This window comes from Fervidibacillus halotolerans (genome assembly GCF_026547205.1).
In the GTDB taxonomy this organism is placed as follows: Bacteria; Bacillota; Bacilli; order Bacillales; family Caldibacillaceae; genus Fervidibacillus; species Fervidibacillus halotolerans.
This window is the reverse complement of sequence record NZ_CP106877.1, coordinates 1,091,529-1,110,469: the sequence shown is the minus strand read 5'-3', so window position 1 is coordinate 1,110,469 and position 18,941 is coordinate 1,091,529. Positions and strand designations below refer to the sequence as shown.

General features: G+C 36.9%; 23 protein-coding genes and 1 CRISPR repeat array. Of the genes, 16 read left to right on the top strand and 7 right to left on the bottom strand.

The features are described from left to right. Positions 1–15 precede the first annotated feature (15 nt). Positions 16–1,350 (top strand): type I glutamate--ammonia ligase, encoded by a 1,335-nt coding sequence (gene glnA / locus OE105_RS05215; protein ID WP_275421683.1) that lies wholly within the window; start codon positions 16–18, stop codon positions 1,348–1,350. A 466-nt stretch (positions 1,351–1,816) separates the two neighbouring features. Continuing rightward, positions 1,817–2,122: direct repeats of the CRISPR family, unit length 30 nt; unit sequence GTTTAGATCTTACCTATGAGGGATTGAAAC. Between the two features lie 433 nt (positions 2,123–2,555). Here glnA and OE105_RS05210 read toward each other — a convergent pair. Further along, on the bottom strand, positions 2,556–2,786 hold the full coding sequence (locus OE105_RS05210; protein ID WP_275421682.1) for a hypothetical protein: 231 nt from the start codon (positions 2,784–2,786) through the stop codon (positions 2,556–2,558). A gap of 146 nt (positions 2,787–2,932) precedes the next feature. Continuing rightward, positions 2,933–3,553, bottom strand: a complete 621-nt coding sequence (gene lexA / locus OE105_RS05205) for a transcriptional repressor LexA (RefSeq protein WP_275421681.1) — start codon at positions 3,551–3,553, stop codon at positions 2,933–2,935. Positions 3,554–3,698: 145 nt separating this feature from the next. Here lexA and OE105_RS05200 point away from each other — a divergent pair, with 145 nt between their 5' ends. The 6 genes from OE105_RS05200 (at position 3,699) to OE105_RS05175 (ending at position 8,517) form a co-directional block, all read left to right on the top strand. Next, the gene (locus tag OE105_RS05200) at positions 3,699–3,881 is read left to right on the top strand and encodes a hypothetical protein (protein ID WP_275421680.1); all 183 of its coding nucleotides are present in this window, start codon (positions 3,699–3,701) and stop codon (positions 3,879–3,881) included. Positions 3,882–4,015: 134 nt separating this feature from the next. Further along, entirely contained in the window at positions 4,016–4,669 is a 654-nt protein-coding gene (locus tag OE105_RS05195) for a YneB family resolvase-like protein (RefSeq protein WP_275421679.1), read from the top strand. Positions 4,670–4,819: 150 nt separating this feature from the next. Then, a complete protein-coding gene (locus OE105_RS05190; RefSeq protein ID WP_275422100.1) occupies positions 4,820–5,053 on the top strand; it encodes a DUF896 domain-containing protein in 234 nt (77 codons plus the stop codon). A gap of 432 nt (positions 5,054–5,485) precedes the next feature. After that, positions 5,486–7,483: a transketolase gene (gene tkt / locus OE105_RS05185; protein ID WP_275421678.1), complete on the top strand. Its 1,998-nt coding sequence runs from the start codon at positions 5,486–5,488 to the stop codon at positions 7,481–7,483. 257 nt (positions 7,484–7,740) lie between these two features. Beyond that, positions 7,741–8,178, top strand: coding sequence for a sporulation inhibitor of replication protein SirA (sirA, locus tag OE105_RS05180; RefSeq protein WP_275421677.1), 438 nt, complete (start codon positions 7,741–7,743; stop codon positions 8,176–8,178). 117 nt (positions 8,179–8,295) lie between these two features. Beyond that, positions 8,296–8,517, top strand: a complete 222-nt coding sequence (locus tag OE105_RS05175) for a YneF family protein (RefSeq protein WP_275421676.1) — start codon at positions 8,296–8,298, stop codon at positions 8,515–8,517. Between the two features lie 82 nt (positions 8,518–8,599). Here OE105_RS05175 and OE105_RS05170 read toward each other — a convergent pair whose 3' ends face one another. From OE105_RS05170 to OE105_RS05160, 3 genes are read right to left on the bottom strand one after another with little or no spacing between them, the layout of a single operon-like run. After that, a complete protein-coding gene (locus OE105_RS05170; protein ID WP_275421675.1) occupies positions 8,600–8,830 on the bottom strand; it encodes a hypothetical protein in 231 nt (76 codons plus the stop codon). A 27-nt stretch (positions 8,831–8,857) separates the two neighbouring features. Beyond that, positions 8,858–9,103, bottom strand: a complete 246-nt coding sequence (locus OE105_RS05165; RefSeq protein WP_275421674.1) for a hypothetical protein — start codon at positions 9,101–9,103, stop codon at positions 8,858–8,860. A gap of 31 nt (positions 9,104–9,134) precedes the next feature. Further along, on the bottom strand, positions 9,135–9,428 hold the full coding sequence (locus tag OE105_RS05160) for an ArsR/SmtB family transcription factor (protein ID WP_275422099.1): 294 nt from the start codon (positions 9,426–9,428) through the stop codon (positions 9,135–9,137). A 179-nt stretch (positions 9,429–9,607) separates the two neighbouring features. On the opposite strand from OE105_RS05160, the gene OE105_RS05155 reads away from it, so the two are divergent. The 4 genes from OE105_RS05155 to OE105_RS05140 all read left to right on the top strand — a co-directional run bounded on the left by OE105_RS05155 (position 9,608) and on the right by OE105_RS05140 (position 14,387). After that, entirely contained in the window at positions 9,608–11,374 is a 1,767-nt protein-coding gene (locus OE105_RS05155) for an ABC transporter transmembrane domain-containing protein (RefSeq protein WP_275421673.1), read from the top strand. After that, a complete protein-coding gene (locus OE105_RS05150) occupies positions 11,364–13,157 on the top strand; it encodes an ABC transporter ATP-binding protein (RefSeq protein WP_275421672.1) in 1,794 nt (597 codons plus the stop codon). The genes OE105_RS05155 and OE105_RS05150 overlap by 11 nt, the downstream gene beginning before the upstream one ends. A gap of 124 nt (positions 13,158–13,281) precedes the next feature. Further along, complete coding sequence (locus OE105_RS05145) at positions 13,282–13,995, top strand: cytochrome c biogenesis CcdA family protein (RefSeq protein ID WP_275421671.1); 714 nt, start codon at positions 13,282–13,284, stop codon at positions 13,993–13,995. 32 nt (positions 13,996–14,027) lie between these two features. Beyond that, entirely contained in the window at positions 14,028–14,387 is a 360-nt protein-coding gene (locus tag OE105_RS05140; protein WP_275421670.1) for a response regulator, read from the top strand. A 189-nt stretch (positions 14,388–14,576) separates the two neighbouring features. Here the strand turns inward: OE105_RS05140 and OE105_RS05135 are convergent, their stop codons facing one another. Beyond that, on the bottom strand, positions 14,577–15,005 hold the full coding sequence (locus OE105_RS05135) for a DUF2621 domain-containing protein (protein WP_275421669.1): 429 nt from the start codon (positions 15,003–15,005) through the stop codon (positions 14,577–14,579). A 168-nt stretch (positions 15,006–15,173) separates the two neighbouring features. On the opposite strand from OE105_RS05135, the gene OE105_RS05130 reads away from it, so the two are divergent. The 4 genes from OE105_RS05130 (at position 15,174) to OE105_RS05115 (ending at position 17,331) form a co-directional block, all read left to right on the top strand. Further along, complete coding sequence (locus OE105_RS05130) at positions 15,174–15,392, top strand: DUF1659 domain-containing protein (protein WP_275421668.1); 219 nt, start codon at positions 15,174–15,176, stop codon at positions 15,390–15,392. Between the two features lie 29 nt (positions 15,393–15,421). Further along, on the top strand, positions 15,422–15,640 hold the full coding sequence (locus OE105_RS05125) for a DUF2922 domain-containing protein (protein ID WP_275421667.1): 219 nt from the start codon (positions 15,422–15,424) through the stop codon (positions 15,638–15,640). A gap of 250 nt (positions 15,641–15,890) precedes the next feature. Then, positions 15,891–16,031, top strand: a complete 141-nt coding sequence (locus OE105_RS05120; RefSeq protein WP_275421666.1) for a YvrJ family protein — start codon at positions 15,891–15,893, stop codon at positions 16,029–16,031. 202 nt (positions 16,032–16,233) lie between these two features. After that, on the top strand, positions 16,234–17,331 hold the full coding sequence (locus tag OE105_RS05115; RefSeq protein WP_275422098.1) for a PRK06851 family protein: 1,098 nt from the start codon (positions 16,234–16,236) through the stop codon (positions 17,329–17,331). A 42-nt stretch (positions 17,332–17,373) separates the two neighbouring features. Here the strand turns inward: OE105_RS05115 and OE105_RS05110 are convergent, their stop codons facing one another. Further along, on the bottom strand, positions 17,374–18,465 hold the full coding sequence (locus OE105_RS05110) for a mechanosensitive ion channel family protein (RefSeq protein ID WP_275421665.1): 1,092 nt from the start codon (positions 18,463–18,465) through the stop codon (positions 17,374–17,376). A gap of 154 nt (positions 18,466–18,619) precedes the next feature. Here OE105_RS05110 and OE105_RS05105 point away from each other — a divergent pair, with 154 nt between their 5' ends. Further along, on the top strand, positions 18,620–18,715 hold the full coding sequence (locus tag OE105_RS05105; RefSeq protein WP_275421664.1) for a YjcZ family sporulation protein: 96 nt from the start codon (positions 18,620–18,622) through the stop codon (positions 18,713–18,715). Positions 18,716–18,941 lie beyond the last annotated feature (226 nt).

Sequence of the window (18,941 nt, the reverse complement as noted above, 5' to 3'; positions counted from 1 at the left end):
ATAGGAGGAAAGTCGATGGGAAAATATACGAGAGAAGATATTATGCGATTTGCAAAGGAAGAAAATGTGAAATTTATTCGATTACAATTTACAGATATTTTAGGAACGATTAAAAATGTGGAAATCCCAATTAACCAATTACCGAAAGCATTAGATAATAAAATGATGTTCGATGGTTCTTCCATTCAAGGATTTGTTCGAATTGAAGAATCGGATATGTATTTATACCCCGATTTGGACACTTGGGTCGTCTTTCCATGGACAGCCGGTAGGGGAAAAGTCGCTCGATTGATCTGTGATATTTATAATCCGGACGGCACACCGTTTATGGGGGACCCGCGGAATAATTTGAAACGGGTATTAAAGGAAATGGAAGAATTGGGCTTTACCCAATTTAACTTAGGACCTGAACCGGAGTTTTTCCTTTTTAAATTGGACGAAAAAGGGGAGCCGACTTTGGAATTAAACGATAATGGTGGATATTTTGATTTAGCTCCCACGGACTTAGGGGAGAACTGTCGAAAAGATATCGTCGTCGAATTGGAAGAAATGGGTTTTGAAATCGAAGCCTCTCACCATGAGGTGGCACCTGGTCAGCATGAAATCGATTTTAAATATGAAGATGCAGTGAAGGCATGCGATGAAATTCAAACATTTAAACTCGTAGTTAAAACGATTGCTAGAAAACACAATCTTCATGCGACCTTTATGCCAAAACCGTTATTCGGCATTAACGGTTCTGGCATGCATTCGAATATTTCTCTGTTTAAAGGAAAGGAAAATGCTTTTTATGATCCAAATGGTCGATTGCAATTGAGTGAAACTGCGTATCAATTTTTAGCGGGCATTTTAAAACATGCACCGAATTTTACCGCTGTAACAAATCCGACGGTCAATTCTTATAAACGACTCGTTCCAGGATATGAAGCACCTGTGTATGTCGCTTGGTCAGCGAAAAACCGAAGTCCGTTGGTTCGGATTCCTTCATCTCGCGGTTTAAGTACCCGTTTGGAACTTCGAAGTGTCGATCCTTCTGCAAATCCATATTTGGCGATGGCCGTCATATTAAAGGCGGGGCTTGATGGAATTAAAAATAAAATGACACCACCGGAACCGGTTGACCGAAATATATATGTGATGACGAAGGAAGAACGCCTAGCAGAAGGGATTATTGATCTACCTGGAACATTGTTTGAAGCATTACAAAAAATGAAAGAAGATGAGGTCATCGTATCTGCCTTAGGCGATCATATCGTCGAACATTTTATCGAAGCGAAGGAAATCGAATGGGATATGTTCCGCTCACAAGTTCACCCTTGGGAACGGGAGCAATATTTGAAGATGTATTAATCGCAAAAACCCCTTGGTAAATCAATTGCCAAGGGGTTTTTGATTATCGGGTGATTTTAGGTTTGAACATTCATTTAAAAAAAATGCCCGATAATTTCCCGGTGCAAAAAGTACAGATCAAGTAAAACCATGTAGTCGTTCATTTATATGATATAATCTATCAATAAATTTGGAACAAAAGCATTAGAAAAGGGTATTCCTACTAAAACATATTCTTTAATGTGATGAGTCGGGATATTTCATTACGAACATTTGAGATAAAATTATCGTAATAAAATTGTCGTCGACCTCCAGTAGTGCAAAAACCCCTGGGGATCGACGACAGTTTGTGATTTTTTCACAATCCTTTCTATACCTTGATAGATCAACGCTTTTCAACCAATACTTGTCAAAAAAGAACCGATTTGTTATAATATTCCCGAAAAATTGAATAAATAAAAAACGTTGATTTATCAACATTTTTTGGGTTTAGATCTTACCTATGAGGGATTGAAACTACGATGTACAAGCGTCACTCAAAACGTTTTTGGCGGAAAAGTTTAGATCTTACCTATAAGGGATTGAAACTTGTGTCGGAGGGCAATACGGCATATCGGACGGCAGGCGGTTTAGATCTTACCTATAAGGGATTGAAACACCGCATTTGACCCGTTTGCTTATGCGTTGGTTGAAACGGTTTAGATCTTACCTATGAGGGATTGAAACCAAGCTCGGATTGTCCTGAAAGAAGCATACAAATTCAGTTTAGATCTTACCTATGAGGGATTGAAACTTTGTTGTGTCGATGATACCTTTCGTCAGCCCAGAAGTTTAGATCTTACATATTAAGGGCTATTTTCAATGTATAATTAAAAATTAAGCACGGCCAAAAAGCCGTGCTTTTATATATCCACTCACAACCGCACCTACAAAACACCCACAAACAATAAAAAAATAAACTTCATTTCAGCTTTAGTGGATTGTTTATTGAGTTAATGCTCTTTAACACCATATTTATATTTGTGTAATGTGTCTTAACTTGTATTTCCCCGAATAAAGAATTACCTTGAAATTTAGCTTTCATTCCATTTAATCGACGTGAAAGCTGTGATATGTTGATTGAATCAAGATGAATACCCCTCATCAAAGAGACAATCGCAGAGGGCATGGAAGCTTTCAGTGGGGGACGGAGGTTCATCGCCCCTCACTGGTTAAAGATTGAAAAATTAAATAAATGGAATTAGTGCACTTGTAATATCGTATTTTTCGTTGTATGTCACTTTTTCAATATCAATTTTTCCCATCTCTTTCTTAATATCAGACAAAAACCCTTTGGCTACGTTTGTGACTTCCAACTGCTCATTTTCTTTAAACCGTCGATAATCAACTGGAAATGTTCCCCGTTGAACAACCTTCACATCATTTTTCTTATAATGAATGGAAATTGTAACATTCATACGCATACCTCACATACGTCTAAGTATCCATTTGATTTAATCAAAAAATCTCTTTTAACATGAAATGAGGCACAATGAACACATCGTGTTTTTGTGCCACAATACATATGGTTAAAATTACTAGTAAGTATTATAAACATTTTTTCTTAATATATGTGTCGAAACACACCGATAACTTTTCCTAAAATCGTTACATTTGGTACGATAATGGGATCCATCGTCGGATTTTCCGGTTGAAGGCGAATAAAATGTTTTTCTTTATAAAACCGTTTCACCGTCGCCTCATTTTCTTCCGTCATAGCAACGACAATATCGCCATTTTCAGCCGTATTTTGTTGGCGGACGACGACGTAATCCCCATCTAAAATTCCAGCATCAATCATACTATCTCCCATAATTTCCAACATAAACACTTTTTCACCACTCGGTGCAATCCTTTCCGGTAAAGGGAAATAATCTTCAATATTTTCGATCGCCGTAATTGGTAATCCTGCTGTGACTTTTCCGACGATCGGTACTTTTCGAACGGGTATATCCTCTTCATCCTCTCGAAAATCGTCGAGAATCTCGATTGCCCTCGGTTTTGTCGGATCACGACGGATGAGTCCTTTGCTCTCCAACCTTGCTAAATGACCATGGACCGTTGAACTAGATGATAATCCGACAGCTTCACCAATTTCCCGAACAGATGGGGGATATCCCTTTTCTTTCACTTCACTTTTAATAAAATTCAATATTTCCTGCTGTCGTTTCGATAGTTTGGTCATATATTACACCTCGCGACATATTTTTTAATAGTATACCATATTCCAAACTTTACTAGCAAACATTAGTTCGAATTTTTATTGACACAAATGTATGTTCGTACTAAAATGTAAATATCGAACAAATATTCGCACGGGAGTGAAAAGTATGTTAATCCAAAGGTTGTGGGAACGATATAGTTATGTAATATTATTATTAATTGTAACTTTCATATGTGGACTTCTTTCCGTTCATCTATTGACGAAAAATGAATCTAATACAAATATGGAAAAGGAAAGGGTCGAAATGCAAATCGTCGATAACTCTTTAAATTCGAATCCATTCGATTGAATCTAATACTTTAGATGCATTTTTTAAACTCCCATCTTATCGTATGGTGGTGGGTGTAAGATGTAAGATTTCTTCCATGCAGGAAATCGATCAACAGACCGATTGTAAACATCATGAATATTGAAGGTGATTTTTTGAAAGCAGCCATTTATTGTAGAGTGAGTACGACAAAAGAGACACAAGAGACTTCTTTAGCTAGACAAGAAGAAGAGTTATTATCCCTTGCTCAAACGTACGGTATTGAAGTGATTCGAACGATTAAGGAAAAGGCGAGTGGCTACGACCTAGAAAGGGAAGGATTGCTTGAAATTTTAGAACTTGCTCGGGATGGAAAGATTAACGCACTACTCGTTCAAGACGAAACCCGATTAGGGCGGGGGAATGGAAAGATTGTCCTTTTACATTTATTGTTAAAATATAGTGTTCAAATTTATACAATTTCCCATCAAGGTCAATTACAAATTTCAGAGGCCGATTCCATGGTATTGCAAATCATCAGTCTCGTTGAAGAATATCAACGGAAATTACATAATATTAAAATTCAAAGGGGAATGAAACGAGCTGTTGAATTAGGTTATCGTCCGGAAAAGAATTTAAAACATCGTGGAAATCCAGGTGGAAGGGAGAAGAAAGAGGTACCAATCGAAGAAATCGTTCGACTAAGAAACATGGGGCTTACCTTCCATGAAATTGCGGCGACTTTGAGGGGATTTGGATATGATCTTTCAAAAGCTACCGTTCATCGCCGATACCAAGAATATAAAGAGAAAAAAGATGAGAAAAACTGAACATCGGTTGGAACATTTGCAAAGGTTTCATCATTTTTGTACGATAGGAAAAGTATGATAATGATCGATTGTGATACTCGGTAGCTACCATAACGAATGATAAAAATCGTTATAATATGAAATCATATACATCAGGAAGGAGTTTTTATGATGTTGTCGAAGGAAAAAATCGCTCGAATTAATGAACTGGCTGCGAAGAAAAAGCGGGAAGGTTTAACGATGGACGAGGCAAGGGAACAATCGAAGTTACGAGCAGAATATTTACAAGCCTTCCGCCAATCGATGAAACATACAATTGAAAATGTGACGATTATCGATCCGAATGGAAATGATGTTACACCAGAAAAAATCAAACGGATAAAAAACAAAAAATATTTCCATTAGGAAACAGGTTCGACATATAAAAGAACCATCAATCTCCAACGATTTGTACTACGATTTTCTCTGATTTCGAAAAGTTTTCAACCCTTTCCTACTATTCGAAAGTCAGTCACAACTTTTTTTCAATCGAATAAATTCTAATTCCTTTCCTTTTTTCAACGGGATTTATGCTATCATTTCTTAGCATTTTTTTGGATGTTCCTTTTAAAATGCCATTGACTCTCCGATTATGTATCAATGGATATTTAGGGGAAGTAGTTTTTTCGGTGCGAAGGTATTTGATGGAATCGTTGGATGCTTCGTACTTGTTTTCTAAAAAGTGTTCAACGATTTTTCGAAAAACGTTTCCTTTATTTTCAATGTTCTAGTTGTTAATATTTGTAATCAATATTAATATAAAAGAGTACGATTATATTTTTGAAAGGATTGATTTTAGTGTTTAATCACGTTGATGAATTGGCTGTCAATACGATTCGAACGTTATCGATTGACGCAATTGAACAGGCAAATTCCGGCCACCCGGGTATGCCAATGGGAAGTGCGCCGATGGCATATACCCTCTGGACGCGGTTTATGAATCATAATCCTAATAATCCAAAATGGTTTAATCGTGATCGCTTCGTTTTGTCAGCTGGACACGGCTCGGCTCTTTTATATAGCCTTCTACATTTATCCGGTTATGACGTAACGATGGAAGATTTAAAACAATTCCGCCAACTAGGAAGTAAAACACCTGGTCATCCTGAATTTGGACATACGCCAGGGGTTGAAGCAACGACTGGGCCCCTTGGACAAGGAATTGCCATGGCTGTAGGGATGGCGATGGCTGAACGGCATTTAGCTGCTACTTACAATAAAGATTCATTTGAGATCATTAACCACTATACATATGCCCTTTGTGGTGACGGTGATTTGATGGAAGGAGTTTCCGCAGAGGCAGCCTCATTGGCAGGACATTTAAAACTCGGGCGGTTAATCGTTTTGTATGATTCAAATGATATTTCCTTAGATGGAGATTTAAATAAATCCTTCTCCGAAAGTGTCGCCGACCGATTTAAATCTTACGGCTGGCAATATATTTTAGTGGAAGACGGAAATAACTTGGATGAAATTGCTAAGGCTATTGAAGAGGCGAAAAAGGATGTTTCAAGACCGACGATGATTGAGGTGAAAACGGTCATCGGTTACGGTTCACCGAACAAGGCAGGGACATCCAGTGTTCATGGAGCTCCCCTTGGAAAAGATGAACTACAATTGACGAAGGAAAATTATAATTGGAAATATGACGAATTCCATGTTCCAGATGAGGTATATGCTCAATTTAAAAAATATGTTGTTGAAAAAGGGAAACAGGCGGAAGAGGAATGGAATCGTTTATTTGAACAATACAAAAAAGCTTATCCACAATTAGGAAAACAGTTGGAATTAGCGATCAATGGCCAATTACCTGAAGACTGGGACAAGGATATTCCAGTATATGAGACGGGTTCCAAATTAGCAAGTCGTGCTTCATCAGGTGAAGTACTGAACGCTATTGCTAAACGCGTTCCTTACTTTTTCGGTGGATCGGCAGATTTAGCAAGTTCGAACAAAACGACGATCAAAGATGGACAAGACTTTTTACCTAATGCTTATGAAGGTAGAAATATTTGGTTTGGCGTTCGGGAATTTGCGATGGGTGCTGCATTAAACGGGATGGCATTACACGGTGGTTTAAAAGTATTCGGAGGGACCTTTTTCGTTTTCTCTGATTACTTACGTCCAGCGATTCGCCTAGCAGCGTTAATGGGATTACCGGTCACATATGTTTTCACCCATGATAGTATCGCTGTAGGTGAAGACGGACCAACCCATGAACCGATTGAACAATTGGCCTCATTACGAGCAATGCCTAACCTTTCTGTCATTCGTCCTGCGGATGCAAACGAAACAGCTGCCGCATGGAAACTCGCCTTAGAATCAGAAAATACGCCTACAGCCTTAGTTTTAACAAGACAAAACCTTCCAACTTTAGAAGGTACGGATCAAAAGGCTTATGAAGGTGTATCGAAAGGGGCATACGTTCTTTCACCTGCGAAAGGAGAACCGCAAGCATTATTACTTGCTACCGGTTCGGAAGTCAGTCTAGCAGTAGAAGCACAAAAAATATTGGCCGAAGATGGAATTGACGTAGCTGTAATTAGTATGCCGAGCTGGGATCGCTTTGGAAAACAATCGGAAGAATATAAACAATCAGTTTTACCGAAACAAGTGAAAAAACGCTTGGCCCTTGAAATGGGTGCATCTCTCGGTTGGGAACGATATATCGGCGATGAGGGTGAAGTTTTAGCCATCGATCGGTTCGGTGCATCTGGAAAAGGTGAATTAATCATGCAAGAATATGGATTTACTGTGGAAAATGTTGTGAAACAAGTGAAACATTTACTTTCATAAAACCTCTTGGGAATTCAAAGGGTTCTAATTCTTTGAATTCCCATTTTTTCTTTCAAACATTGGTTATTGTATAATCGGAAAAAGGACTTGAAATGATATATTCCATTTAATTGTAAATTTTCGATAAAATTTGTATCCTTTTCCAGTAAAATTCGACAATCATTTTATTTCCTTTCCGTTAAACTAGTATAAAGATTAGTAGAATGGATGAATGAATTGGAAAAATGCCGTTGAACATTCGGAAAGGAGATAAAAGAATGCGACAATATGATTTATATATTATCGAGGATTTATTCGCTATATACTTTTACGGAAGGGAACAAATGTTCTTTCAATTATTTAAGGAATGCCATGAATCGGGAGAAGGAATCAAGGATATACTGATCAAACAGGTGGAATATATTACAAAGCCAATTCCTACGAAATACATATATTCACATATCCTTCAGGAGTTAGGTAAACGAACGGATTTGATCATTAAAAGGAAATCTTTCCTAATAGTAAACAAAAGGGGAGATACGGAACTTTTCTTGGAGCACAAAAAACTTCATGTGAAATCTAGTGGGGATATGTTTGCCGAATTCATTTTTATGGACACATTGAAAAGTTTGGATATTCATTTTTTCGCATTAGACTTGGAAAATGAACGATTCGGATGGTTAAAACCTTTAAAAGATCGAAAATATGTAAAGTGAAACCATTATGATAAATCGAAATCCGATGGTCCAGGAAAAAAATCATTGTTATATATTGTAAAAATGGACTTCCTTTAGTACACTGTTAAATAGACAACAAGAAGGAGGATTTAATGAATGGAATGGTGGGGTTATTTAATCGTTGCTGCAGCATTGCTTGCAGGAATTGCCATCGGCTTTTTTATTGCCAGAAAATATATGATGGATTATTTAAAGAAAAATCCACCCATTAATGAGCAAATGATTCGTGTTATGATGATGCAAATGGGTATGAAACCATCACAAAAGAAAATTAACCAAATGATGAATGCATTAAACAAACAACAAACGAAATCTTAATACATCTTGCGAAGAACACTTACCAATAGAAAAATCACCTTGAACCGGAAAAATATTCGACCGACAAGGTGATTTTTGTTTTTTAATCTACATTTGTTAACATATGTTCAATTTGATGAATCCGTTGTTGTAATTGTTCTAATCGACTAATTTGCTCTTTTTGAAGTTTCAAATTCTCCCGTTCGATATTTAGTTTTTCATCTGCCCGCATTTCAGCACGTTTAACAAAATGATATATTAAAATCATTAAAAGGATTGGAATGATGATGAATAAGAAAACGAAAGGGATTATTCCGACCATTAACATTCCCATCGATGACGTACCCTCCTGTTTTTGCTTTTATTGTAAATTTTTTAATACTTTTTCAATGGTAATCAATTGATGATCCACCTGATCAATAATTTCCATTTGTTTCCTTTGTAAATGAACGGACTCTCGATTGATCTGAAGTTTTTCCTCCGACCGCTTTTCCACCCTTTTTAACACACGATAACCATATATGATGGCGAAAAGAATAAATGCAATCGGAGCAAGCCAACTGAAAAGCATGATTAATTGATACAATGCATCGAACCAGTTGAACATATAATAACAACTCCTTCCGTAAAACAAAACGTTATCGATTCTTCTTTTGTTTTTTTAATGTTAAACTTTCGGATAATTCCCCAATTTTTTCAGGGTTTAACGGTATGGAAAAAGGAATCAGTTCGTAATATTTCACCGCCTTCCCTTCCTCGGATAATTCCAATTTTCCACAGATTAATCCAGCATCCTCTAATTTTTGCAAATGCAAATAAAGAAGAGGTCGGCTAATTTCTAAAAGTCTTGCTAATTGACTGACATATTGTCTTTCCTGGTAGAGAATGGAAATGATTTTTAGCCGATAGGGGTTCGATAAAGCTTCCAACACTTGCAACAGGTCATCTCCACTTTGTATGTTTTTCATGTAATAATTTTATTACATGTATTATATTTAGTCAACATATGTTAATAATTATTTTTCTTTAAACACCTTCCCGATTAAATAAAAATTTGTTAAAATATATGAGTTTAGAAAAGACTGAATTTGAATTATACGGGGGAAGATCGATGAAAGTATTTATTCTTTTGCGCTGGTTTTTTAAACAAGAGCGGAAATCATATTTGATCGGTATTGGTATGTTATTTTTTGTTGCGATTTTGCAATTAGTCCCCCCGAAAATCATCGGGATTGTTGCCGATGAAATCGGTGGCAGAACTTTAACTGCTAAAGAACTTTTCGGTTGGCTTTTACTTCTCATTTTAACTGGGCTTACCATGTATGGGCTAAGGTATTACTGGCGTATATACATTTTTGGTTCATCGGTGAAATTGGCAAAACAGTTACGAACCCAATTGTATGACCATTTTACAAAAATGTCTTCAATCTTTTATCAAAAAAAACGGATCGGCGATTTAATGGCCCATGCGACAAATGACATACAAGCTGTTCAACAAACGGCAGGGGCAGGAATCTTAACCCTCGTTGATTCCATTGCAACCGGTGGATTTGTCATTTTAGCTATGGCTACGACAATTAGTTGGAAACTAACATTGATAAGTTTATTGCCAATGCCAATTATCGCATTCTTAACGAGTTTATACGGTAAGAAGCTCCATAAGCGATTTCGTGTGGCGCAAGAAGCCTTTTCTTCATTAAATGATAAAACCCAAGAAAGCATATCCGGGATCAAAGTTCTGAAAGCGTTTGGACAGGAGGAAGAAAATATTGCCTCCTTTCGCGATCAATCGGAAGATGTTGTTCGGAAAAATATCGCTGTGGCAAAAATCGATAGTTTATATGATCCTACGATTTCCGTTGTCGTCGGTTTATCCTTCTTTTTATCAATCGGTTTCGGTGCAAAGTATGTGGTGGAAGGATCCCTTACAATTGGAGAACTCATCGCATTTAATACGTATCTCGGAATGTTAATTTGGCCGATGTTAGCGTTCGGTTGGTTTTTCAATATCGTGGAACGGGGACATGCTTCATACAATCGGATTTTATCATTATTAAATGAACGGGCGGATGTAAAAGATCAGCCGGAAGCCGTCGAACTCGTTCCAAGTGGAGATATTAAATATCGTGTCGATCGCTTTTCCTATCCAAATACAGACCGATATGCATTAGATACGATTCATTTTTCCATTAAACGGGGACAAACGTTAGGAATTGTCGGAAAAACGGGTGCAGGGAAAACGAGCATTTTAAAATTACTCATTCGGGAGTTCGAAAATTTTGAAGGAGAAATTAAAATCGGAAACATTCCCATTCAAAATATGAAATTGGATTTCTATCGAAGGGCATTCGGTTATGTACCACAAGATCATTTTTTGTTTTCAACAACGATTAAAGAAAATATCGCTTTTGCCAATCCAAATGCATCGATGGAAGAAATTGAAGAGGCAGCAAAAATTGCATCGGTTCACGAAGATATTCTCTCTTTTCCAAATGGGTATATGACCGTTGTCGGTGAACGGGGGGTTAGTTTATCTGGTGGTCAGAAGCAACGAATTTCGATCGCCCGTGCACTCCTTTTAAATCCGGAAATTTTAATTTTAGATGATGCTTTATCAAGTGTTGATGCAAAAACAGAAGAAGCGATTTTAACCGCTTTAAAAGAGAATCGAAAAGGGAAAACGACGATTATTACATCCCATCGATTAAGTGCCATTCAACATGCGGATCTTATTATCGTTATTGAAAATGGAAAACTGGTCGAGAAAGGAACCCATGAACAATTGATGACTAAAGAAGGATGGTATCGGGATATGTATCACCAACAACAGTTGGAAATGGAAGTAAAAAGGGGGGGAAGTTCCAGTAATGGAAAATAAACAGTTGAACTCTAAGGAACAAAGACAAGTTTTGATTCGATTAATGTCATATACAAAGCCCCATAAAAAGCAAATGATCTTTGCATTTTTATTACTTGTGCTCGCCACCATCGGTGATGTAATCGGTCCAATTTTCGTGAAAATTTTTATCGACGATTACGTAGCACCGGCGGTTTTTCCATTTGATGAATTATTTCTTCTTGGTAGTATTTATTTTTTCATCATCGTGGCAAACGGATTTCTTATGTATTTCCAATCGGTCCAATTTCAAGTAATAGCATTAAAAATAATTCAGCAATTACGTGTGGATGTCTTTAGTAAAGTACAGAAACTGGGTATGCGATTTTTTGACCAAACGCCAGGTGGGGGGATTGTTTCCCGTGTGACAAACGATACGGAAGCCATTAAAGAAATGTTCGTTAGCGTCCTTGCCATTTTTCTTCAAAGTGGGTTATTTATTATCGGTACCTTTATCGCTATGTTTTATCTTGATGTTAAGCTTGCTTTACTTTGTCTATTATTTTTACCCGTTTTGTTTTGGATTATCAAATCGTATCGTCAATTCAGTTCCCAATTTTACCAAACTTTACGCGAAAAACTGAGTCAGTTAAACACGAAATTGAACGAATCGCTCCAAGGTATGGCAATCGTTCAAATGTTTCGGCAAGAAGAAAGGATGAAAAAGGAGTTCGGTAAAATTAATGATGAACATTTCCAAGCGGGGTTAAAAAATATTAAAATTGACGGGTTGCTTTTAAGACCAGCAGTAGATTTAGTTTATATTTTTGGAATCATCATTGTTCTTAGTTTTTTTGGGGTTACTTCGATGAATACATCGATTGAAATCGGGGTTTTGTTTGCCTTCGTTCATTACTTGAATCGTTTTTTTGAACCGGTCAACCAAGCAATGCAGCAATTGAGCTTTTTCCAGCAGGCCATTGTATCTGCTTCCCGGGTATTTCAGCTGCTCGATGAGAAAGAACTAGCTCCAAGCCAAGAGGAAAGTCCAGCGGCAAAAATAACATCCGGGAGGGTAGAATTTCGAAATGTATCCTTTTCCTATGATGGGAAAACAGACGTTTTAAAAAATATTAGTTTTACAGCGGAACCTGGTGAAACAATCGCCCTTGTCGGACATACCGGTAGTGGGAAGAGCTCCATTGTTAATTTACTAATGCGTTTTTATGAATTTGACCGTGGGGACATTTATATCGATGGCCAATCGATTAAAACTTTCCCGATTCAAGAGATTCGGAAAAAAATGGGACTCGTTTTGCAAGATCCTTTTCTGTTTTATGGAACAATCAAAGATAATATTCGTCTATATAATGAACAAATTTCCGATGATCAAATAAGAGATGCTGCCCGATTTGTTCAAGCCCATTCCTTTATTGAAAAATTACCTAACGGATATAATTATCATGTAACAGAAAGGGGATCTACTTTTTCCACCGGTCAAAGACAGTTAATCACTTTCGCCAGAACGATTGCGATAAATCCGAAAATATTAATTTTAGATGAAGCGACGGCGAATATCGATACGGAAACGGAAGAACTAATCCAAGAAGCGTTAGTCCGAATGAGAAAGGGACGAACGACCATTGCTATTGCCCATAGACTTTCGACCATCCAAGATGCGGATCAGATTATCGTATTGCACAAAGGGGAAATCGTTGAGCGGGGTACCCATCAACAGTTGCTTTCTAAAAAAGGATTGTATTATAAAATGTATTTGTTACAAAATGGCTTATCGGAAAATATGGTTGATGCAGTGAAAGAATAATCAGATTCTCCTTTGGACCGTCACAAAATATTCACAATCAGTTTTCTACCTTTCTTTTTATTTCTTTTGTTAAAATGGTTGTAAGTTACGCCATTTAATTTGGGCGGGGGATGTAAAAGGGGGAATGGTTTTGGACGAGTTAACTGTTTTTGCTGCTTTTGGTGCGGGCTTTTTAAGTTTTATATCGCCATGTGTACTGCCGCTTTATCCAGCCTTTTTATCTTATATTACAGGAATGAGTGTCGACGAATTAAAGGATGAAAACATTTTTTTACATCGGAGAAGCTTATTACATACTCTTTTCTTTTTAATAGGCTTTTCCATTGTGTTTATCGTTATCGGCTATGGAACGAACTATTTTTACAGCGTGTTTATCGATAGTGCCGATTTGATTCGACAAATTGGAGCGATCTTTATCGTCCTTTTCGGATTGATGATTGTCGGAATCATTAAGCCAGAACTGTTAATGAAGGAAAGACGTTTTACTTTTAAAAACCGTCCAAGCGGGTATCTCGGTTCCGTATTGATCGGATTAGCCTTTGCAGCCGGGTGGACGCCGTGTACCGGTCCGATTTTAGGGGCAATTCTCGCCATGGCAGCGAGCAATCCCGAGCAAAGTTATATTTACATGTTTAGTTACGTTCTCGGCTTTTCATTACCCTTTGTCTTGCTTTCCTTCTTTATTGGGAGAATGCATTGGATTCAAAAACATAACGTAACGATCATGAAAGTCGGTGGCGGATTTATGATTGCCATCGGTGTAATGCTGTACTTTGATTTAATGACAAAATTTATCAACTGGTTAATTCCCTTTTTTGGCGGTTTTATGGGCTTTTAAATTTTTTGCACGGTTTAGGAGGATGACATCGTATGGGCAAAATATTAATTGTCGACGATTCTCAATTTATGAGGATGACGTTATCAAATATCATTCGGAAATTAAACCATGAAGTGGCTGCTGAAGCGAAGACGGGTAAGGAAGCTGTACAATTGTATAGATTCCATCGACCGGACTTAGTATTCATGGATATTACGATGCCAGATATGAACGGAATCGAAGCGATCAAAATGATTAAAAATGAATACCCTGATGCCCAAATTATTATTTGTTCAGCAATGGCTCAGCAAAAAATTGTTATGGATGCGATTGAAGCAGGGGCAAAGGATTTTATCGTCAAACCTTTTGAAGAAATGAGAATCGTCGATACAATCGAACGCCACACGATGTAATTCCGTCATATAACAAAATAGATTCTTTCAAATATTAATCTATTAAAGCATTTGCTCCATAAGAAACCGCAATTCCAATAATCTTTTTACCATAACTTTTGTTGAACATCAGAAAGAACCCTTTATGCATAACAAAGGGTTCTTTCTATTTTCACGGTAATTATGTGCAAATCATCTTATACAGAGCTATTATGAGAAATAATGTTCGTATTCTTGTATTTGAATTTGTAATTCGTCTAATTTTTTTCGTAAAAATTTATGATCCCGCTTCGGTGTAGCTAAAATATAGCCTCGAATAATTAAATCCATCGTCATTTCTTGAGCCTTTTCCTTTAAGGCTAACTCCCCAATTTTCCCCGCGATTTTTTGTTTCGCTGTATCACGAAATAATTCTGGGACTGGACTGACTAATTCATTTAAAAAGGATAATTTTTCGTCTGTCCATAAATGTTTTGTCTTTTCAATATAATAAATTTCCCAATCCATATCCGATTTCCCATCGGATTTTGGTAATTTCTTTAAAAATTTACGAAACATAAAATAGCCACCGATACTCATGGAAAAAATTAAAAAGATTACCCAAAATAAAATAAACCATAGGAACCAACCCTCAAGCATAATTTTCCCCCTTTGTTCCTTTTTTCGCTCGTTATAAGTATCAATTCCGTTCCCTTATAAAATAGCAAAAATGAATCGAAAAAGGAAAGGGAAAGTTATAAAAAATAGTATTTTTATCCCTTTTTCCCTTTTCAATCTATAACATTAGTGAAAGGGAGGTGAAAGATAATGGCCGAGTCTAAAATTCTTGATTCTAATATTCGCCTCGTTTATGAAGCGGGGACGGATCAAGAAGGAAATATGATCGTAAAAAGGAAAACGTATAACAACATTCATACGGATGCGACGGCCGATGATCTTTATTCTGCTGCTCAAGCTTTAGCATCCCTCTGTAGCTTGCCCCTTTTTACGATTGAGCGAAACGATCGGACGGAAATTATCGAGTAATTAGAAAAAATTAATAGGAGGTGATACATTTGGAAAAAACATTGGATCTGTATTTCCTTACAGAAGAAGGAAAAACAGCCCGTTTGACCGTCAATGATCCAAAAGAAGATTTAACAGGTTCTGAAATTAAGGCAGCGATGGACCAAATCGTTTCATCTGGGGTATTTTTTTCAACATCGGGATCCTTTGTTTCAGCAAAAGAGGCACGGTTAGTCGAACGGAATGTCGTCTCGATTGAACTCGAATAAAATTGATCTTATCGGAGCTATCTATAAATTATAGCTCCTTTCATAAAATACGGTTCATTTCGGTGGCGGCATTTTTCCCTGGTACAGCTTAGCCTTTTCGACTTGGAAGCTCCTCTGTAGGCTCTTCGCTTCATGCTGTTCCCGAAAGGATCGCCGCCACCTTCCCTTTTCTAAACTTAATGATTAATCCCTCAGACCTCTTTCAACCTATATTTTAAATTTTTTATAAAAACAGCTTGGAGGTGGAATGATGTTGGATGTCCTTCCTTTCATTAGTGAAGTTGGGTTTCCAATCGCCGTGACGTTAATTTTACTTTATCGAATTGAAACGAAATTGGATCAAGTAATTCAATCCATCGATCGTTTACCTGAACGGATTTCGAAGCTATAATTTTCACCAATGGGTACAAGCTATCGAACAGATAAAAATTATCCAATCAAATCAATTTTTTTATAAAAAAGATGGGACAAGACGGGTTCCTCTTCTTTTTTTGAGGCATGATATAAGTAGGCTTTCACCTATTCCCCCTTTATCTCATATGGTAAAGGGAAGGAAAAAATAGATGAATCATCTTAGAAAGGAGCCTAGCGTATTGAAGGGAAAAGAAATCAATTATTTTGGTGGAGGAAATACTGCATACGGTTTTGTACATTATTTTGAAACGAATTTCCAACAATTGAATCGATTATTTATTTTAAAAGGTGGACCAGGAATAGGAAAATCGACCATCATGAAATCAATCGGAAATGAATGGAATGAAAAGGGATATGATGTGGAATGGATTCGAAGTACAAAGGATGTTGATTTGATCGATGGCCTTATTATTCCACAACTGAAAGTAGGAATCGTGGACGGGACGGATCCCTATATGATTGAACCTCGCATTCCGATAGTAGTCGGTGAATATGTAAATCTCGATGTTGCTTATCATCGGGATGCATTGATACGAAGAAAAGAGGACATCATCCATTTATTTGATGTGATTCAAAGGGGATACAAAAGTGTATACGAGACCTTTCAAAGGGCTTTAAAAGAACACGATCAATTGGAATCCTATTACATTAAGGAAATCAACCGAGACAAAGCGGATCAACTGACAAATGAATGGATAAAAGATCATATACCAGAAGGAAAAAGAGGATCCAACCCTGTCGAGAAGCACCGATTTTTAGGAGCATCTACCCCGAATGGACCGATCGATTTTGTTGAAAATATAACGGAAACGATAACGAACAGATATTTTATTAAAGGAAGGCCGGGAAGTGGAAAGTCGACCATGTTAAAAAAGATTGCAAAGGCGGCCTTAAATCAAGGATATACGACTGAAATTTATCATTGCGGATTCGATCCGAAAAGTTTAGATATGGTAATTGTCCGAGAACTGGATTGGGCCATATTTGACAGTACAGCTCCCCATGAATATTTTCCATCGAAAACAAATGACACAATCCTTGATTTATATGCATTAACAATTACTCCCGGTACCGATGAAAAATATGCCTCCGATATTCAAGAAACGACCGAACGTTATAAAAGAGATATGAAAAAGGGAATTGAAAAATTGAAAGAAGTCAAACAATTCGAAGACAAATTAAAAGAAATATATGATCAGGCGTCCAATTTTACTACCATTCAATCCATTCGAAAACAATTGAATGATGAACTAATCAAAGAGGAAAAAACCTTATAAAAAAAATCCACAAGCGATACGCTGTGGATTGCTTGATGACTTCTATTGTACACCCGGTTGATTTTCTCCCTTCGATTTTTCCACGGTTTCCACATACAATGTTTGGGTTGGAAACGGAATATCGACTCCTTCCCGCGCTAAAATTTCCATAATGCGGAAATTTATTCGTTGCTTTACGTCTAAATATTCTCCCCATACGGTCGTCTTTGTAAAGAAATAGAAAAACAACTCCAAACTACTGTCGGCAAACCGATCAAAATGAACAAAAATCGTTTCCTTATGGATATCCGGATCATTTTGTAAAAATTCTCGGATTTCATGGATAACCTTTTCCAATTTTTCCGGTGGTGTATGATAGCTCACACCTAAACGAAAATCGATTCTTCGTTTTCCCATTTTACTCCAATTCGTAATTGTTTCATTGGATAGGGTGGAGTTTGGGACCGTTACGAGCGCTTGGGCAAATGTACGAATTTTAGTACTGCGAAAGGTAATATCTTCCACCGTTCCTTCGACACTCGGTGTTAAAATCCAGTCGCCGATTGAAAAGGGTTTTTCAAAAATAATGACAATTCCACCGAAGAAATTTTTTAATGCATCTTGAGCAGCTAAAGCAAAGGCTAAGCCTCCTAATCCGAGTCCGGCAATAAAACCAGAAATATTATAACCGAATTCTTGAATAATAATGGTAAAACTAATAGCAATGATGATAAACCGGATCGTCTTGGAAAGAAAAGGAATGAGAATTTGATCGATTTGAAAATTCATTTGGCGATTTAATTTGTGAAACATTACCGATGCAGAAGAAGATAAGTTATAAAATCCCCATGTAATTAAAGCGATGACGATCGACCGATAAATTTTTAAAAACATCGGTTCGTCAGTATGTATGTAAGGGAAATACTTGGCACCGAAATAAAAACCGATGATGATAAATAACCAACGAACCGGTTGTTCGAATGAAATCCAAACGGAAGAAAAGAATTCGTTTGGTGTTTTTTTTAACATTTTCAAAATCGCTCGGAACAAATATTTCGTAAATAATTTTCGCAATAAGAGGAAAAACAGAAAAATGCCGATTCCGATGAAAGAATGAAGTAAATTTTCATCGTCCATTATGATGCTCCAATCCATACAACAAAACTCCTTTTCCCTTTAAGGAAATTCTTTTTCTATAGTGTAACATGAAACCTAGGCAATCATCTATTTTTATTTTTTTCCTCCAATATCAATGCCGTAAAATTGAATTTTGCATAGTGTATAAGTGAAAGAAAGGAGGTTGAGCCATATGAGTGGACACAGCGGTGGATACGGCGCTGGCTTTGCCTTAATTGTCGTGTTGTTTATTTTGTTGATCATTGTCGGTGTCGCCTACGTAGGTTAGCCAATGAAGAGCAAAGATTAAAGGTTGCTGCGCATGCGGCAATCTTTTATATTTTATAGCTTAAAAGAATGAATTCCTATGTAAAATTTGAACTTTTGAATCGTTGTCTTTTACATAACAATCGGAAATATTATTTTTAACAAATTTTTCAAACAAAATTTGTAAGCTTTTCTCTATGTTAATAAAATAATTTTAAAGGAATCCTTTGTTCAATTTGTGGTAAAGG

Excerpts from the sequence above, each read along its gene's own strand:
- OE105_RS05135 (WP_275421669.1), bottom strand. The coding sequence starts at position 15,005 with ATGCTTGAGGGTTGGTTCCTATGGTTTATTTTATTTTGGGTAATCTTT.
- OE105_RS05150 (WP_275421672.1), top strand. The coding sequence starts at position 11,364 with ATGGAAAATAAACAGTTGAACTCTAAGGAACAAAGACAAGTTTTGATT.
- OE105_RS05105 (WP_275421664.1), top strand. The coding sequence starts at position 18,620 with ATGAGTGGACACAGCGGTGGATACGGCGCTGGCTTTGCCTTAATTGTC.
- OE105_RS05165 (WP_275421674.1), bottom strand. The coding sequence starts at position 9,103 with ATGTTCAACTGGTTCGATGCATTGTATCAATTAATCATGCTTTTCAGT.
- OE105_RS05120 (WP_275421666.1), top strand. The coding sequence starts at position 15,891 with ATGTTGGATGTCCTTCCTTTCATTAGTGAAGTTGGGTTTCCAATCGCC.
- OE105_RS05200 (WP_275421680.1), top strand. The coding sequence starts at position 3,699 with ATGTTAATCCAAAGGTTGTGGGAACGATATAGTTATGTAATATTATTA.
- OE105_RS05140 (WP_275421670.1), top strand. The coding sequence starts at position 14,028 with ATGGGCAAAATATTAATTGTCGACGATTCTCAATTTATGAGGATGACG.
- OE105_RS05210 (WP_275421682.1), bottom strand. The coding sequence starts at position 2,786 with ATGAATGTTACAATTTCCATTCATTATAAGAAAAATGATGTGAAGGTT.
- OE105_RS05170 (WP_275421675.1), bottom strand. The coding sequence starts at position 8,830 with ATGGGAATGTTAATGGTCGGAATAATCCCTTTCGTTTTCTTATTCATC.
- glnA (WP_275421683.1), top strand. The coding sequence starts at position 16 with ATGGGAAAATATACGAGAGAAGATATTATGCGATTTGCAAAGGAAGAA.
- lexA (WP_275421681.1), bottom strand. The coding sequence starts at position 3,553 with ATGACCAAACTATCGAAACGACAGCAGGAAATATTGAATTTTATTAAA.
- sirA (WP_275421677.1), top strand. The coding sequence starts at position 7,741 with ATGCGACAATATGATTTATATATTATCGAGGATTTATTCGCTATATAC.
- OE105_RS05130 (WP_275421668.1), top strand. The coding sequence starts at position 15,174 with ATGGCCGAGTCTAAAATTCTTGATTCTAATATTCGCCTCGTTTATGAA.
- OE105_RS05155 (WP_275421673.1), top strand. The coding sequence starts at position 9,608 with ATGAAAGTATTTATTCTTTTGCGCTGGTTTTTTAAACAAGAGCGGAAA.
- OE105_RS05145 (WP_275421671.1), top strand. The coding sequence starts at position 13,282 with ATGGTTTTGGACGAGTTAACTGTTTTTGCTGCTTTTGGTGCGGGCTTT.
- OE105_RS05190 (WP_275422100.1), top strand. The coding sequence starts at position 4,820 with ATGTTGTCGAAGGAAAAAATCGCTCGAATTAATGAACTGGCTGCGAAG.
- OE105_RS05175 (WP_275421676.1), top strand. The coding sequence starts at position 8,296 with ATGGAATGGTGGGGTTATTTAATCGTTGCTGCAGCATTGCTTGCAGGA.
- OE105_RS05110 (WP_275421665.1), bottom strand. The coding sequence starts at position 18,465 with ATGGATTGGAGCATCATAATGGACGATGAAAATTTACTTCATTCTTTC.